At 46.1% G+C, this 14768-nt stretch carries 15 protein-coding genes; 4 read left to right on the forward strand and 11 right to left on the reverse strand.

The window, feature by feature from the left end; genetic code table 11:
* Positions 1–162: 162 nt before the first annotated feature.
* Entirely contained in the window at positions 163–1143 is a 981-nt protein-coding gene (locus tag DF182_RS23435; protein ID WP_113618216.1) for a FecR family protein, read from the reverse strand.
* 91 nt (positions 1144–1234) lie between these two features.
* Positions 1235–1828: an RNA polymerase sigma-70 factor gene (locus DF182_RS23440; protein WP_113618217.1), complete on the reverse strand. Its 594-nt coding sequence runs from the start codon at positions 1826–1828 to the stop codon at positions 1235–1237.
* Between the two features lie 282 nt (positions 1829–2110).
* Between DF182_RS23440 and DF182_RS23450 the strand changes: the two genes are divergently transcribed.
* Together DF182_RS23450 and DF182_RS23455 are read left to right on the forward strand one after the other, a co-directional pair.
* Positions 2111–2491, forward strand: coding sequence for a nuclear transport factor 2 family protein (locus tag DF182_RS23450; protein WP_245957523.1), 381 nt, complete (start codon positions 2111–2113; stop codon positions 2489–2491).
* Positions 2492–2635: 144 nt separating this feature from the next.
* Positions 2636–3067, forward strand: a complete 432-nt coding sequence (locus tag DF182_RS23455; protein WP_113618219.1) for an SMI1/KNR4 family protein — start codon at positions 2636–2638, stop codon at positions 3065–3067.
* A gap of 67 nt (positions 3068–3134) precedes the next feature.
* On the opposite strand, the gene DF182_RS23460 is transcribed toward DF182_RS23455, so the two are convergent.
* Positions 3135–3524 carry a RidA family protein gene (locus DF182_RS23460; RefSeq protein WP_113618220.1) on the reverse strand — a complete coding sequence of 130 codons (390 nt, stop codon included), beginning with the start codon at positions 3522–3524 and terminating at the stop codon, positions 3135–3137.
* A 79-nt stretch (positions 3525–3603) separates the two neighbouring features.
* The gene (locus tag DF182_RS23465) at positions 3604–4170 is read right to left on the reverse strand and encodes a Crp/Fnr family transcriptional regulator (protein WP_113618221.1); all 567 of its coding nucleotides are present in this window, start codon (positions 4168–4170) and stop codon (positions 3604–3606) included.
* A gap of 60 nt (positions 4171–4230) precedes the next feature.
* Here DF182_RS23465 and DF182_RS23470 point away from each other — a divergent pair, with 60 nt between their 5' ends.
* Positions 4231–4788 carry a hypothetical protein gene (locus tag DF182_RS23470; RefSeq protein WP_113618222.1) on the forward strand — a complete coding sequence of 186 codons (558 nt, stop codon included), beginning with the start codon at positions 4231–4233 and terminating at the stop codon, positions 4786–4788.
* Between the two features lie 35 nt (positions 4789–4823).
* Here DF182_RS23470 and DF182_RS23475 read toward each other — a convergent pair whose 3' ends face one another.
* The 3 genes from DF182_RS23475 to DF182_RS23485 form a co-directional block, all read right to left on the reverse strand.
* Positions 4824–5279: a RidA family protein gene (locus tag DF182_RS23475; protein ID WP_113618223.1), complete on the reverse strand. Its 456-nt coding sequence runs from the start codon at positions 5277–5279 to the stop codon at positions 4824–4826.
* 65 nt (positions 5280–5344) lie between these two features.
* On the reverse strand, positions 5345–6061 hold the full coding sequence (locus DF182_RS23480) for a LytR/AlgR family response regulator transcription factor (RefSeq protein ID WP_113618224.1): 717 nt from the start codon (positions 6059–6061) through the stop codon (positions 5345–5347).
* A 1-nt stretch (position 6062) separates the two neighbouring features.
* Positions 6063–7121 (reverse strand): sensor histidine kinase, encoded by a 1059-nt coding sequence (locus DF182_RS23485; protein WP_211327192.1) that lies wholly within the window; start codon positions 7119–7121, stop codon positions 6063–6065.
* A 145-nt stretch (positions 7122–7266) separates the two neighbouring features.
* On the opposite strand from DF182_RS23485, the gene DF182_RS23490 reads away from it, so the two are divergent.
* Positions 7267–9711, forward strand: coding sequence for an outer membrane beta-barrel family protein (locus DF182_RS23490; RefSeq protein ID WP_113618225.1), 2445 nt, complete (start codon positions 7267–7269; stop codon positions 9709–9711).
* A gap of 121 nt (positions 9712–9832) precedes the next feature.
* On the opposite strand, the gene DF182_RS23495 is transcribed toward DF182_RS23490, so the two are convergent.
* The 4 genes from DF182_RS23495 to DF182_RS23510 are packed head-to-tail and all read right to left on the reverse strand — an operon-like array spanning position 9833 to position 14767.
* On the reverse strand, positions 9833–11350 hold the full coding sequence (locus tag DF182_RS23495) for a pyridoxal phosphate-dependent decarboxylase family protein (protein WP_113618226.1): 1518 nt from the start codon (positions 11348–11350) through the stop codon (positions 9833–9835).
* Positions 11340–12284: a sterol desaturase family protein gene (locus tag DF182_RS23500; RefSeq protein WP_113618227.1), complete on the reverse strand. Its 945-nt coding sequence runs from the start codon at positions 12282–12284 to the stop codon at positions 11340–11342. The genes DF182_RS23495 and DF182_RS23500 overlap by 11 nt, the downstream gene beginning before the upstream one ends.
* Before the next feature lie 36 nt (positions 12285–12320).
* Positions 12321–14174, reverse strand: coding sequence for an IucA/IucC family protein (locus tag DF182_RS23505; protein WP_113618228.1), 1854 nt, complete (start codon positions 14172–14174; stop codon positions 12321–12323).
* 2 nt (positions 14175–14176) lie between these two features.
* Positions 14177–14767: a GNAT family N-acetyltransferase gene (locus tag DF182_RS23510; RefSeq protein WP_113618229.1), complete on the reverse strand. Its 591-nt coding sequence runs from the start codon at positions 14765–14767 to the stop codon at positions 14177–14179.
* Position 14768: the final 1 nt, after the last annotated feature.

The raw sequence follows: 14768 nt of genomic DNA on the forward strand, positions 1-14768 counted from the left end.
TTCCGGGGCGTACATCTGCCCATAGGAAAAGATTCCTTTCCATCAGAAAAAACAAAGTCACTGTTCCCGCAGGATGACCTGCGGCGATCGGGATTTTCCGGATATTTTTTTCTGCTTAAAAAATGATTTTGCTAAAGTCTGGTTTTGTTTTGAGCGCGATTTTTATTTTGGTTGAATAATGATCCGGTTACTATCTTTTCTGACATCAGCTTCCAGCATACCTGCCAGTGACTTGCACAGGCTCAGTTCATCTGTTATCAGTACGCGGCCGCTGATGCTTGTATTCCGGAGTTTTTGCGGTTGTAATATTTCTACATGATACCCGTAGTTGATCTGCAATAATTCTTTAATTTCCTCCATGGAGGTGTTTTCAAATTTATAATCACCATCTTTCCAGGCAGCAAACAATTGTGCGTTAACGCTATCCATCTGAAGCTGGTTGTTCACTACTGTTACTCTTTGTCCGGGCCGTACCAGCATTTCCTGGCTGTGGGTGCTGGCTTTTACCATTCCGGTGTTGACTATTACGTTGGCGCTGAGTGGATCATCGTTCACTGTAAATGAGGTCCCCAATACCATTACGGTGATACCGGGAGTATGTATTCTGAAAGGCGTTGCTGTATTTTTCACTACTTCAAAGTATCCGCTGCCGTTCAGCCACAGTTCACGCAGACCGTCTTTTACGTTGCGGTACTGGAGGGAGCTGCCGGGCTTTACCCAGATGCGGGTGCTGTCGGGCAGCACAATGTGCTGTACGGTTGGCTTCTGTGATACCAGGGTGATGAGTGGCGGCTGCCCAGGCTGTTTTGTCAGCACGTAGGCGGCTATTCCTCCTGCGATCACCAGCACCAGTAATACCGCTGCGTATTTTAGCCAGTGCAGGCGCCGTACGGGGTTCGCTACATCTGTGGACTGCTGCAGTTGAGCCGCTATCTCGAGCCAGCGTTCATCCGTATCCTCGCGGGTAACTTCTGACACACGCTGCTGGTCCAGTATATCCTTGACCTGAAAATACAGCTCACGGTTGCCGGGAGCAGCTTCCAGCCAGGCGGCCACCTCGGCGGTTTCCGCAGGGCTGGCCTGGCCATCGATAAACTTTATCAATATCGTGTAATCCAACCCGTTAGTATTATTAGGTGCCATTTCATATAATTTAGACGAGAAAGGGATAAAAACTACGTACTGTTTTTTCTGAATTTTTTTTACCGGGAGAGAAAGTTAATATAAGCGCTCCTTAAAACAGCGTAATGGAGGAGAGGAAAGTGTTGGCTTTGCGTATGAGTCCGCGCAATTGTTTGATAGCTTTGTACAGCTGTGTTTCTACGGTACGTGCCGAGATACCCATTGCTGCTGATATTTCACCTGTTTTGAGTCCCTGCTGGTAACGCAGTTTCACCACTTCACGGCATTTGGGAGGCAGGGCCTCTATGGCCTGCCATACACTGGCTGCCAGGTTATCTTGTTGGAGCAGGCTTTGCCGGGGGCCGTCAGGACTGAAATAATCCAGCTCCGCTTCGCTGAGCCCGGGAATAGTGGCATTCACATAACGCTGATGCACGGCCTGCTGCCTGATATGATCAAGGCAACCATTGTGTACGCTGCGGAAAAGATAACTCCTGATGCTGGTGCTGATAGAAAGAGAAGGGCCTTTCCGGTATAATTGTATAAAAACATCCTGAATAATATCTTCTGCAGTTTCCCGGGTCACATACTTACAGGCATAGGCCAGCAATGCAGCATAACACGCTTTAAATACAGGTTCAAGCGCTGCTGCATCATGCTGTGCCGGTGTCCCGGTTTGTCGTGCTTCATCTACAGGCTCCCCCATAGCTTATTAAAGGTATTTGTAACAATTATCCAAGATAATGACAATAATAATAAAATACAAACGCGTTGTGCCCGCGTTTGAAACGATAATATAGCGTTTATCTCTGATGTCACCGGATTGAACTGAGCCTGTTTTTTTTGTCCATATCACCCCGCGATAAAGTCCATTTAACCCCGCATCGGCGAAATATTTAAACCATAGCTTTGTTAATAATATCTCATAATAAAAACAAAACAGGGGGATCATCGCTAAGTATAATTTTCACCCAAAAAAAATAAAATAATGATAACTACATCCAAAAATGTACTGACTACACAGGAAGTGGCAGCCCGCTTCCATGAACTGGCCCAGCAAGAAAAATGGTTTGAGATACAGGAAGAATTTTTTGCGGAGAATGTGAAGAGTATAGACCCTGCCGGCTCACCGTATATGGGATATGCGGAAGGCAAAGCCGCTGTTCGCAAAAAAGGAGAAGACTTCGTACAACGGATCACGGCGCTTCATCGTGCTTATACAAGCGCACCACTGGTAACCGGTAATCATTTTGTGGTAACAAGAGAGATAGATATAACTGTAGAACCACACGGAAGAATACAGCTTAACCAGATCATGCTGTATGAAGTGAAAGATGGTCAGATTATACTCGAGCAGTTTTTTTACTAAGGAAGAGATCTTTATGAAATTAGATAAAAGGCGTATTTTCCGGGATTAAAAGCATCCTCCATGATACGCGATATCCCATTTTTTAAAGAAGAACTGCTGTTTGAAGATAGTTGGGAGCCGCTTACCATCGCGTAAATAAACACCTTGTTTCCCGAAGCGTTTGAGGGGAAAGCTGATTTTTTGAAGTTTTACCTCGCCCGCAATGGTGGCTATTTTAGAAAGGGATGCAGGATTTATAGAGATCATTTTTATGATGTGTCCAAAGATGGATATACTTCTGTAGAAGTCGAATCATTTCATTTTATACCCCGGTATCCAGGCGACGATTCTCCTTTCCTTCTGGCAATGAATATGGTATGGGAGCGAAAAGCAAAATACTCTTCAGCTTTAAAGGACTTCTGTAAGTCCCATGTTCCTTTTGCCGGTGATGGCAGTGATAATGATTATTGGCTGGATCTGCAAACCGGACTTATTAAATCAATAAGATGGGAAGAAAGCGATCATCCGGATGATGCTATCTTAATTGCTCCATCATTTTATGAATTTTGTACGCACCTGCAGGCAGGTAGCAGATAAATTAATATCTCTCGCAAACAAAGGCCTGGTATTCTTTACCAGGCCTTTGTTTGTACCATGTCAGTGATTATTTCACTACAGTGGCTTCCAGTTCGACGTTTAATGTTTCAAAAAGGCCTTTTACTTCCAGTACGGTGGACGCTTGTTGGATGCCATGTTTGGCTATCCAATCCTGAAAAACATCAAAGCAGGTGAAAAGCTCTGCAGTGGAAGTGGAGTAAATATTTAACCGCACAATACCCTGGCATTCGTAGCCCGCTTCTGTGATTACCTGTTCCAGGTTTTGCAGGGCCTCAATAAGCTGAGACCTCATATCGGCGGTACTGGATCGTCCGTTTGCATCTACTGCAGCCTGTCCTGAGCAGTAAAGTGTTGCTGTTGCCTGTTTTATTTCCACGGCCTGCACATAACTGCGCTGGTCCTGCCATTGCCAGGGGTTAATGATTCGTTTTTCCATTTGTCTGTTTTTAAGTGAAAAAATGTACCCGGCAAAGATGAGGACAGTGCATATTTTTTTCTTGTGACAAACATCACAATTATGAGCGCCTAAGTCTGCTAAGGGTTTCCCGGGAAACGCCCAGATAGGAAGCCAGCAAGGTTTTAGACACTCTTTGGAAAAGCGATGGAGATCGTTTAAGCAATTGTTCGTAGCGCTCCTTAGCATTGGAGGTCAGGAAAGATAAGATGCGCTGTTGAGATGCGATATGGCCGGCATTGGCTTTCCAAAGGAAAAAATGTTCCATCTTATGAAGACCCGCACATAATTGCCGGTAATCATCCAGCGAAAGACAGTACACCGTGGTATCTTCGATACATTGTAAAGCCAAGGTGGCTTTGGTTTGTGTGAAATAAGCCAGAAAATCACTTTCCCACCAGTCTTCCATTGCAAAGGAAACAATATGCTGGTTACCTGATTCATCGCCATATACCAGCTTTACCAGCCCGGATATAATAAAATAAGCATGCCCGACTCTTTCTCCCTGCTGGATAATAAACTCGCGTTTTCTGAAACTTTTTGTGGTGAAGTGAGTGCATACAAAAGCAAATTCATCATCCGTCAGTGCTACAATCTTTTCTATATGTTGCCTTAGTATTTCGTGCATGGGTAAGCTAGTGTATTGAATTACTAAAAATAAGCCGATATTGTGAGATAATGTTGATCCATGGACAATGAATACTTCAGATCTCTTTCCGTTGAGCTGCTCTCCGAAGCTGGCTCTTATCGCAACTACGAAGAAACAGACCCATTTCCATCCCATAAAACGATCATCCAGCCGCTGCTGAAGAATAGTTTTTACGGCTGTGTGTTCGGACTGAAGAAAGACTCAGCGCTGTATTTATCAAACGCTGATATACTCATCAGTGACAAGGGAAAATTCAGATTCGACCTTTCCAAAGAATGTGTGGCCGGACATGAATACCTCTGGAATGTCAGGGGCTGGGAACGTGGCTCTATCATCATTTTGCTGAAGAACGATGTCGATTTTTCTGAAATATTCAAGCATACTTATAGGCCCAGTTTTAGCAATAACCCTAATGCGGGAAACAGCCTGTCCGCCATCAAAAAATGTAAAGCTGAAGCGGCATTGGGAAATGTGGCAATCTGTTTTCCAGCTTCCAACGGCAGCGAATGGATGCAGATCTATGCGACTGGCGTGGGTTGGGAGCGTATCCTGCAGCAGGCGGAGGCCAATTGTCAGCAGAAGGAGTATTATCTTTAAACTGAATGTTAAAAAGCTGGTTTTTAGTACCCAGCCTACTTTTTAGAAATAATAGCCGTTGCCTCAATTTCTACCAATATATCCTCCCTGAATAATTTGCTGACTTCAACGAGCGTGCTGGCTGGCAGATTGGCGGTCTTAATAAATTTATCCCGCACGTCCCGCACGGCCTGTATCTGTTTTACATCTGTCAGGAAGTAGCCGAGTTTGACAATATCGTTGAGGCTACCACCAGCTTCTTCCAGTATATTTTTGAGATTGAGAAAGATCTGTGTTGTTTGTGCAGCCACATCTTTGCCGGCCAGATTACCTTTGGCGTCCAGGCCTACCTGGCCAGAGGTGATAACCATTTTACAATGACCCAGATCGATGACCGCTGCATGGGAGTATCCTTTAGGAGTGGCCAGGGTAGCAGGATTCACCAGTTGTACATTTTGAGAGAACGCTATCGTTGAAAAAAGCAGAGACAGGATGAAGAATACGGGTTTCATACAGAGTGATTTTACCGCTACAAAAATAACTATTCGATGCTGCAAATATGCTGCAGTTGGCATGTTTACCGGAAGTGCTCCATCAGATCCCTGCGGTAGGTATTGCCGATCGGTAAAATGGTGCCGTTGCCGAGGTGTAGCTCTCCGTAAGTTATCTTCTGAATATGCTCCAGTGCAATGATATAGGACTTATGTATCCTTTTAAATCGTTGTTTGTCCAGTTTCTGCTCAATTTCCGTAGTGGTCATCGGAGTTAAATAAACCTTATCCACGGTGTGTACCTTTACGTAGTTGCCCCAGCTCTGTACATGTGTGATATGCTCCAGTTGTATCCTGATAATTTCCCCATCTACCTTTAACATCAGAGAAGAAGGTGAGGCCGCGGTAACGGGCGCCTCCGGCTGGGCAGTATTTACCGGCCTGTATCGTTTTAATACTTTGTGGATGGCGGCAGTGAAGCGAGGCAGGTCAATGGGTTTGACAAGATAATCTACAACCTGGTATTTATAGCTTTGTAAGGCGTATTCACTATAAGCGGTGGTAAGTACTACCAGTGGCGGATCAGGCATGGCTTCCAGCATATCCATGCCCGTTATACCGGGCATATTGATATCCAGAAATATCAGGTCTACCGGTGTTTTATGGAGATATTCCATGGCCTGGATTGCATTGTAGAAGGATGCGCTGAGGCTAAGGCTGCTGAAGGATTTCAGGTAATGCTCCAATACCAGGTGGCCGCCTTCTTCATCATCTATGATAATACACTTCAACGGTACTGTCATCTCAGTATGGGTTTAGTTTTAAGGTAAGACAGGTCCTGTATTCCTGTGTGGTGGAAGATGTCTCAAAATGATATCTTCCTTTATACAATAATTCCATTCGTTCCCTGATGTTCACCAAACCAATACCGGTGGAATAGGTTTTAAGCGATTCATCAGCGATGGAATTGACGATGTGTAGTTTTAATGTGTTATGGGCGACGGTGATGTCAATATGTACAAACCATTTGTTAGTAATCGTCAGGCTGTGTTTAAATGCGTTTTCTACCAGGGTAATAAGGAGCATAGGGGCAATCTTATGCTGACAGACAGGATCACGCAGTTTCGGAAACCGGAATGCGATCTCGCAGCGTTTGCCGATACGCTCTTTCTCCATGATGATATAGTTTTCAATGAAATTGACTTCTTCACAGATGCTGACATTCGATTTTTTGCCGTTTTCCAGCTGATAGCGCATGAGGTTGGATAACTTGAGAATCAGTTCTGGTACCCGTTGTGGCTCTGTGAGGCTCACTCCATAGAGGTTATTGAACGTGTTGAAGAAAAAATGCGGATTCATCTGTGCGTGCAGCAGCTTAATATTCATTTCGTTGAGCAGTAGCTGAGCTTCATGTCTTTTCCTCAGCTCTAAGGAGTACTTCCGAATCAGGAAAAAAGACATGATAGTACTGGTGCTGATGATACACAGTGCACAACAGTAGGTGAGTGACAGTAGAATGTCGGTGTTTTGATAAAGCTCCGGCTCTATCCAGTAATAGTCCGGTAAAAAAAGGGTGAGCGCCCCCAGCATGGTAAATGCCAGGCCGAATACTGCATATCGAAGGTATCTTTTGTCGAGGAATAGCGGGAAAATAAAGAACCGGTGAAATTGCGCCTGGGCATATAAAATCAGAAAGAAGACCAATCCTTTGCTGAAACCGATGAATGTATCTATCTGCATCATCTCATGCAGCATGGTCAATACATACATGGATAAAAAGCATACCAGCTCCACAAAAATGTTCTTATGATACCACTTCTCCTTTTCGGCGATGTCCATTAATACTGCATTTATACCCTTCAAAGAAACGATTTTTCTGTCCGGCGGGCAAGAATTAATGATGAACTGAGTTGGTCACTTAAACCTCCTGTTTGCTCATTTAAATTTCAGCAGGTCTGAATACTGGCCTTTATTTGGGCTGTTTTTTATCCATCAATTATAAGCTGAAATGTTTAATGTAAGAATCTTCGTATTTATAACCATGCTATTACTGGCCGGCAGTTTAACCCACGGTCAGACTACCTCAAAAACGATTACCATCAAGGGTGCCCTGGCAGATTCCTTAACCAAAGCCCCCATTCCATTTGCCACGGTGGTAGTTACCCAAACCGATAAGAAGGTTATTCAATCCACTTTAACGGATGAAAAAGGCAGTTTTTTGCTGAAAACACCGGAAAAGACCAATTTGGTATTGTACATCACCTATGTCGGATACAATACTTACAGCGCCGCAATTGCTCCTGTTGCCGGCCTGGCTGATCTGGGCCGTATCTATCTGGCAGCCAGAACAGGAGTATTGAATGAAGTGGTGGTAAATGGAAAAAAGCCCATCATCCAGAGTATGGGTGATAAGCTGATCTACAATGCGGCATCAGATATCGGTAACAAGTCAGGTTCCGCTGAAGATGTACTGCGTAAAGCGCCCATGGTTACCGTTAGCCCCGACGGGGAGATAAAATTGAGAGGGAATGGAAATATTAAAATTTTGTTGAATGGACTCCCTTCCGGTTTGCTAGCCAAAAATCTGAAAGAGGCGCTGAAAATGATCCCCGCCAGTTCTATAGAATCGATAGAAGTGATCACTTCCCCTTCTGCTAAATATGAGGCGGAAGGCGCTGCCGGCGTGATTAACATCACCACGAAAAAGAAAATGAATGGTACTGGTGGCAGCATCGACCTGAGCGCCGGCAACCTGGAACAAATGGTGAGCGGTAGCCTGAACATGACCAAGGGGAAGTTCAGTGTTAACCTGAACCTGGATGGTGGTATGGAGAAGGCCCGGACGGTTACTGACCTGGACAGGACCTCCTTGTCAGACGGGATTTCCATTGGCCGCCTGATTCAAACGAATGACGAAACACAAAAGTCCAAAGGTGCTTTTGGTATATTGGGAGTGGAATACCGGGTAGACTCTTCACAGAAAATCGGCGCCAGCGTATCTTACTGGAATGGCAACTGGCCCTCTGAAAGCCAGATCAATAGCCTTTATTCAGATAAAAAAGGAGTAACTGCGTATAACCAGTACAGTGAGCAGAAGGGGCAGGTGAACTACACAGAGTTTTCATTGAACTATCAAAAAAAATTCAAACGCCCTGCACAGGAACTGCAGTTAGTCACTCAATATAGCAAGGCCAATGAGCAAGCCAGTTATATGACAGACCAGTTCGACCTTTCCGGGCAACGTTATTTCCGGGAGATAAGTCCTAATACAGGCTATAATAAAGAATTCTTTTTTCAGGCCGATTATGTGCAGCCACTGGACCGTGCCGGTAATCATCTGCTGGAAGTAGGTGGCCGCTACAGTAAAAACAATTCCAGCAGCGACTATACTGTTTTTACCAACAACTACATACCCGGCAGCGCAATTATGATAGAAGATCCTAGCCGCGCCAATGTGATGTCTTATTTCCAGGATATTGCAGCGGGTTATCTGAACCTCAAAATCAAAACCCGGAAGGACTGGCAGTTCAGGCTGGGAGGGCGTTATGAGCATACCAGCCTCGGTGGCGATTTTAAAGGCCCGCAACCCTCTTTCCGTAGTCAGTTCAATAACTTTGTTTCCAGTGTCATGGTCAACAAAAGGATCAACGATATCCATGACCTGAAGCTGAGTTACACCGAGCGTATCCGCCGGCCCTGGATCTGGGACCTTAACCCTTATGTCAATGCCAGTGATCCCCGCAACCTGACCTTCGGTAACCCGGAGCTAAGGCCCGAAATCAACCGGATGCTGGAACTAGTACATAACTATACGGCGCCTTCCGGTTTTAACCTGAATTCAAGTCTTTACTTCCATTCCAATAGTAATACGATTGAATCGCTGAGAACAGTGGACAGTTTGGGTATCTCCCGTACAACACAGCAAAACATCGCCTCCAACAGGCGTTTGGGTGGTAATGTCTTTACCGGCCTGCAGTTTAATAAAAGCTGGACCATGACCTTAGGCGCTGAGTTCTACCATGTATGGTTCAAAAGCAAAGCCCTTAACATCGGGAATGATGCCAGCTTTTATTCATTCAGCATCAATAGCGCCTATGAGCTGCCGAAAGATTTTACACTGCAGTTTTCGGGAGATTATAGCAATGGGTATGTTACCCTTCAGGGACGGACTACCGCTAACTACACCTATCGCTTGTCTGCCCGCAAGGAATTCTGGGATAAAAAAGCCGGTATCACGCTGAGCTTCAACAACCCTTTCCAGCAATCATTCCTGCAACGTAGTACTGCCACGGCCCCTTCCTTTAACAGTAACACTACCTCCTGGTACTATAACCGGTCTTTTTCTGTAGCCTTCAGCTGGAAGTTTGGAACACTGCGTTCCAGCGGTGATAATGAGAAAGAGATGGAAGAAGGAACAGGAGAGAAAGGCCCGCGCAGAGGCAGAAGTCATTAGTGTGTGATTAGAGGATATGATGCCCCCTGAGCCTTCAGGTATAGTTACCTGGAGGCTTTTAAATTTAATAAAGACCGGTCCTTTCAAAGACCGGTCCCTATTGGCAAAAGGTCCTTCTTTATTATCCTTCTATCAGACTATATCCTCTGGATTTAATAGCCTCGAGTATTGTACGTATATCCGCTACCGTAGTAACAGGGTTGAGGATGGTGAACTTCAGGTAGAAGTTCCCGTTTACTTTGGTTCCGGCCACAATGAAGGCGCCTTCAAAGAAAAGCGACTTCTTAATAGCCTGGTTCAGGGCCGACAAATCTGTTTTCAGGGAGCCTGGTTTAAAGCGGAATACCAGTATGCCCAGGTCTGAACTGCTGAGCAGATCAAAATCAGGGTCCTGTTGCAGGAGGGCTGCAGTAGCAGCTGCTGTGTCGATCATCATATCGGTATATATACCGAGTTTGTGTTTGCCCATGATCCGCAGGGTGCACCAGAGTTTGAGCGCATCGAAGCGGCGGGTGATTTGGGTGATGGATTTGTTGACCTGTGCAGGCAGCTCGTCATAGTCCTGTTCTTCAGGGTTGAGGTAGTCTGCATGATGTTTTACCAGCTCGAGGGTTGATTTGTTTTTTACAAGAAGGGCACTGCTGCTGATAGGTTGGAAGAAGGATTTATGGTAGTCTATCGTAATGGAGTCTGCGAGTTCTATGCCGTCGAGGAGGCGGCGGTGTTTATTGGAGAGCAGTAGTCCGCAGCCATAGGCAGCATCTACGTGCATCCATAACCGGTAGTCTGCCGCGATGGCGGCGATGGATTTTAATGGATCGATATTGCCGAAATCCGTGGTGCCGGCGGTGGCCACAATAGCCACGGGGATGTTACCCTGATTAAGCTGCTCGTCGATAGCGGCTTTCAGGGCTTGTGCATCCATGCGGAAACGTTTGTCTGTTGGAACTTTCACAATGGCCTGTTCTCCCAATCCCAGCAGGGCCGCATTTTTCAGGTTACTGAAATGTGCTTTGTCGGAAGCGAAGATTCTGAACCGGTGTGCCTGCGGAGGAAGGCCGTCTTTTTTGATCGAATGCCCAAGTGTATTGATGGCGAAGTGATCACGGGCCAGCAGAAGTCCCATCAGATTGGATTGTGTGCCACCCGAATTAAAGATGCCGTCAGCATGGGTGTAGCCTATTTCCCGGGCTGTCCAGTCGATGAGCCTTCGTTCGATGAATGTTCCGCCGGCGCTCTGGTCGTAAGTATCCTGTGAAGAATTGATGGCACTGATGATCACCTCTGCTGCCAATGCAGGGATCACCACCGGGCAGTTGAGATGAGCAATGTATTGAGGCAGATGGAAAGCTGTTGCGTGTTTGATATAGATCTCGTTGACTTCTGTCAACAGTTCATCATAATCAGCCAGCGGAGTATCAAGATTGATGCTGTATACGGCATCCTGTATAGTTGCGGGCTTAATACCGCTGAAAGGCTGTCTGGTATTGTACAGGAAGTCTATCACTTTTTCACGGGCCTTTTCCACTGCCTGGAAGTATTCGGGGCCTGTTTCCTGATAAAAAATATCTTTCAGTAGTTTATTGGAGGTGCTTGCCGCAGGGGCGGGAGCAGCGAAAATAGTCTGATCAGTATGCATATGTATTATTTTTTTTCTTCTTTTCATCCTGCAATGCTTTCCAGCCTTCTGCGCGGTATTGGGCGGCCATTTTACCGCCATCGATATGGTTCCAGCCGGGAGGCATTATCAGATAAAGGAGTTTGTTTTTGAATCCTGGCGCGCGTTTTATATCGGTCCAGAGGTCGCGCCACAGCAGTAGTTGTACCTGGAGGAGGTTTTTGCTGTTGATGTGTTCATTCAGCAGGCCGTATACCGGTTTAACCTGATCTATCTCTGTTTGAAAGGTGCGGAAGATCTTGTCCCATATGGAGAAGGTTTCGCCATAGTTCCTGTCAAGATAGATGGGGTTTTTAGCATGATGTACTCTGTGTACGGAAGGGGTGATAAATAGAAACTCCAGCCATCGCTGTTTACCGGCTATATCGTCAAAATGATCATTCACATGTTCATACAGCCCATAGAGTCTTGCAATCGCTTCACATATAAAAATCATAAACGGATCAAAACCCAGTATCGGTAGTCCTATAACGGTGAGGGGCATATGAATAAACCCCAGAAAAGAACCCCGTACGGCTACTGTCAGTTTCATTTCTTCTGCAGTATGATGAACGCCATGTATACACCAAAAGAACCTTACCTTATGCCCCAGGTAGTGCACCAGCCAGAACATAAAATCATAGGAGAGGTAAGCCAGTATCCAGACATACCAGGCATAGCCGGCTGTGAAGAGGCGGTGTTCGTACATCCACATCATCGTACCAAAAATGATGAACTTACCAAGGAAGAAGTAAGGAAAACTGTCCAGCACATAAGAGAACACGTTGACCCAGCCTTCCCGGTTGCTTTCCATTTTTTTAGTCACCACGAGTATTATCCATTCCAGTATCACAAGTCCAAGCACAATGTAACCGAAGGTGCTCGTTATTTTCCCCAGTAGCAGCGGGAGTGTCATAGTGTTGTTTTATGGTTTAAGAGAATAGGTAGTACATTAGATCTTACCCTGAGCGCTGGTTAATAGGGTGGAGGTGGCAGGGCGTTTAAACGGCGTGATAGGATTCTGTAGCATGCCGGCGAGTTGCAGGCTGCCAGCGGGATCGGCCAGGTCTACCATCTGGTAATGATTACGCAGCTGCAGTCGGTTCAGACAGGAAAGCATAAATTCCGGCATAAACATATCATATCGCTCAAATTTATCTGCATGCTGCGGATGATCTATCTGGTAGGCATACACGCAGTCGGCCACCTGCTGCCAGAAGGCTTCTTCCGGATAATCACATTTTGTGACCAGGATATTATTCAGGAAACGGAAGAAACAGTCAAATACATCCGTGAGGATACTGAGTATTTTCAACGCTTCGGGAACGGTGACGCATATACGCCTTCCCTTCTCCGGAATGTCAGTATTCATACGGAATACGCTGATCTCTTCCGTGATATCTTTCATGATGGCTTTCACCGGTACATGGTTCTCCAGCACCAGGATGAGGTTTTCGCCATGTGGCATAAACACCAGGTCGTGTTCATAAAAGCAGTGGAGCAGGGGCGTAAGATAAACGCGCAGATAACATTGCAGCCATGCCTGTACAGAAAGGCCGGAAGCTGCTATCAGTGCGGGTAATAGGGCTTTGCCGTCAAACTCAGTATGCAGGAGGGCGGCCATGGTCATCAATTGCTCACCAGGTTGCAGCACTTTAGCCGGACTTTCTCTCCACAAACCTGCCAGCATTTTATTGTAGGGCACGTGTTTGCCGAAAGGCTCGTAATACATATTGCGATAGCCTACGGCGGCCACTTCGCATAGCAGGTGGAAGCCGCATTGTTTCAGGTACGGATCTGCGCCTACATACTCCCGTATCCAGGTAGTAATAGGTGGGGTACTGTCCATATAGTAAGGCGTGAGCCCTCGAACAAAACCCATATTCAGAATGGAAAGTGCTGTTTTGGTATAGTGTTTTTCCGGATGGGTAAGATTATAGAAAGTGCGGATGGACTGCTGTGCATTATACTCATCAGGGCTGTAACCGAGGCATACCAGATGCTGATTGGCAAGGTCGGGAGCGCAGATGATGGCCAGCTTGTTGTACCACTGCCAGGGATGTACGGGAATAAAAAAATAATCATCTGCTGAAAGCCCTTTGTCAGTGAGTTTTTCTCTGAATGATGCCAGTACTGCTGTTCCCAGTTCATCTTCTATCAGTTGGTGGTATGGAAGTTCATCTACGGCATTATAGAGGGTCCTGCTTTTGTGGCCTGCCAGCCAAACGAGTTGTATGGGCTGATCAGCTTCCGGCGCATATTTCCTGTAATCATGGGCATCAAAACCTATGCGGCCATTGTTGGCTATAAAGCAGGGATGGCCGGAGGTCATGGCATGTTCGATATCCTGGTAACCTGATTGTACAAGTGCTTCTATGGAGGGCCTGGACTGGCTCATCGTGTAGGCGCTGCCGTTAAGGGTGCTGGTAATTTCTTCGAGGTAGGCCGGTAGATTTTCCGGGCTGATATTGAGCAGGCTGCTGAATTCCTGTATCAGCAGGAGGCTGTCCAGTGGCTGCTCCTGACCGTTATTTACTTTACGGATACTTTCCTGGTCAATGGACCAGTGATGAAGATGGAGTATGCTGGCTCTGAAAAAATAAGTGATGGCTGATTCAGGTGCCTGTAGCTGGTAATGGGACCATTCCTGTTCGTCGCTGATCCATTCCGGCTGTAGCAGCAGCTCATGAGAGAATTCGCTGATGATTTTAGCGACATGTAGCCTGTTGACACGGGCCCAGATCGCTGGTTGCAGATGGCTGATCACCTGTTCGGGCGTGTGAAGGATGGTTTCGTTGTTATACATGTTCAGTTGTTTTTCTTTGCCTGAAAATATTGCGATCGGGTACAGAAGGCCAGGGCAGCGGTTTTGTGCGGCAACTGTATCTCCTTTACATAAGTAAAGCCCGCGCGTTTGTTGAGACGATGGATTTTTTCGTTATGGATATCCGGTTCTACCACTACTCTGTCGTGATATGGATTTTCAAACAGGAAGTCCATGATGATGCTGAATACCTGCCAGGAGAAGCCAGGGATGCGTTGTTCCGGAGGACCCAGCAGGATATGCATACCTACATCACCGGGCTCGGGGTCGTAGTGACTGCCGATCGGATCGTGTGCAGGGTCATAGTATTCGCAGAGGAATGTTGTTTTGCTATTGATCTTGCCTATCAGTGCCGCAGCGTGTTCGTTATGACAGATAGTGGTGTATTCTGCTAATACCTGTTTGTATGATTTGTCGGTCATGCCCCAGTAGCGGGCATAGGGCTGTGTTACCCATTGATAGATCTCCGGGGTGTCATGGGTGAGGTCCATAGGCCACAGCTCTACAAGTCCCAACGGATGATTGTTATCCTGATAGACAGGCATGATATGTAAGGGGGCTGTTGCTTTTTTCATG

The organism is Chitinophaga flava (genome assembly GCF_003308995.1).
GTDB classification, from domain to species: domain Bacteria; phylum Bacteroidota; class Bacteroidia; order Chitinophagales; family Chitinophagaceae; genus Chitinophaga; species Chitinophaga flava.

Excerpts from the sequence above, each read along its gene's own strand:
- DF182_RS23490 (WP_113618225.1), top strand. The coding sequence starts at position 7,267 with ATGTTTAATGTAAGAATCTTCGTATTTATAACCATGCTATTACTGGCC.
- DF182_RS23465 (WP_113618221.1), bottom strand. The coding sequence starts at position 4,170 with ATGCACGAAATACTAAGGCAACATATAGAAAAGATTGTAGCACTGACG.
- DF182_RS23450 (WP_245957523.1), top strand. The coding sequence starts at position 2,111 with ATGATAACTACATCCAAAAATGTACTGACTACACAGGAAGTGGCAGCC.
- DF182_RS23480 (WP_113618224.1), bottom strand. The coding sequence starts at position 6,061 with ATGACAGTACCGTTGAAGTGTATTATCATAGATGATGAAGAAGGCGGC.
- DF182_RS23470 (WP_113618222.1), top strand. The coding sequence starts at position 4,231 with ATGGACAATGAATACTTCAGATCTCTTTCCGTTGAGCTGCTCTCCGAA.
- DF182_RS23475 (WP_113618223.1), bottom strand. The coding sequence starts at position 5,279 with ATGAAACCCGTATTCTTCATCCTGTCTCTGCTTTTTTCAACGATAGCG.
- DF182_RS23510 (WP_113618229.1), bottom strand. The coding sequence starts at position 14,767 with ATGAAAAAAGCAACAGCCCCCTTACATATCATGCCTGTCTATCAGGAT.
- DF182_RS23500 (WP_113618227.1), bottom strand. The coding sequence starts at position 12,284 with ATGACACTCCCGCTGCTACTGGGGAAAATAACGAGCACCTTCGGTTAC.
- DF182_RS23495 (WP_113618226.1), bottom strand. The coding sequence starts at position 11,350 with ATGCATACTGATCAGACTATTTTCGCTGCTCCCGCCCCTGCGGCAAGC.
- DF182_RS23440 (WP_113618217.1), bottom strand. The coding sequence starts at position 1,828 with ATGGGGGAGCCTGTAGATGAAGCACGACAAACCGGGACACCGGCACAG.
- DF182_RS23505 (WP_113618228.1), bottom strand. The coding sequence starts at position 14,174 with ATGTATAACAACGAAACCATCCTTCACACGCCCGAACAGGTGATCAGC.
- DF182_RS23435 (WP_113618216.1), bottom strand. The coding sequence starts at position 1,143 with ATGGCACCTAATAATACTAACGGGTTGGATTACACGATATTGATAAAG.
- DF182_RS23460 (WP_113618220.1), bottom strand. The coding sequence starts at position 3,524 with ATGGAAAAACGAATCATTAACCCCTGGCAATGGCAGGACCAGCGCAGT.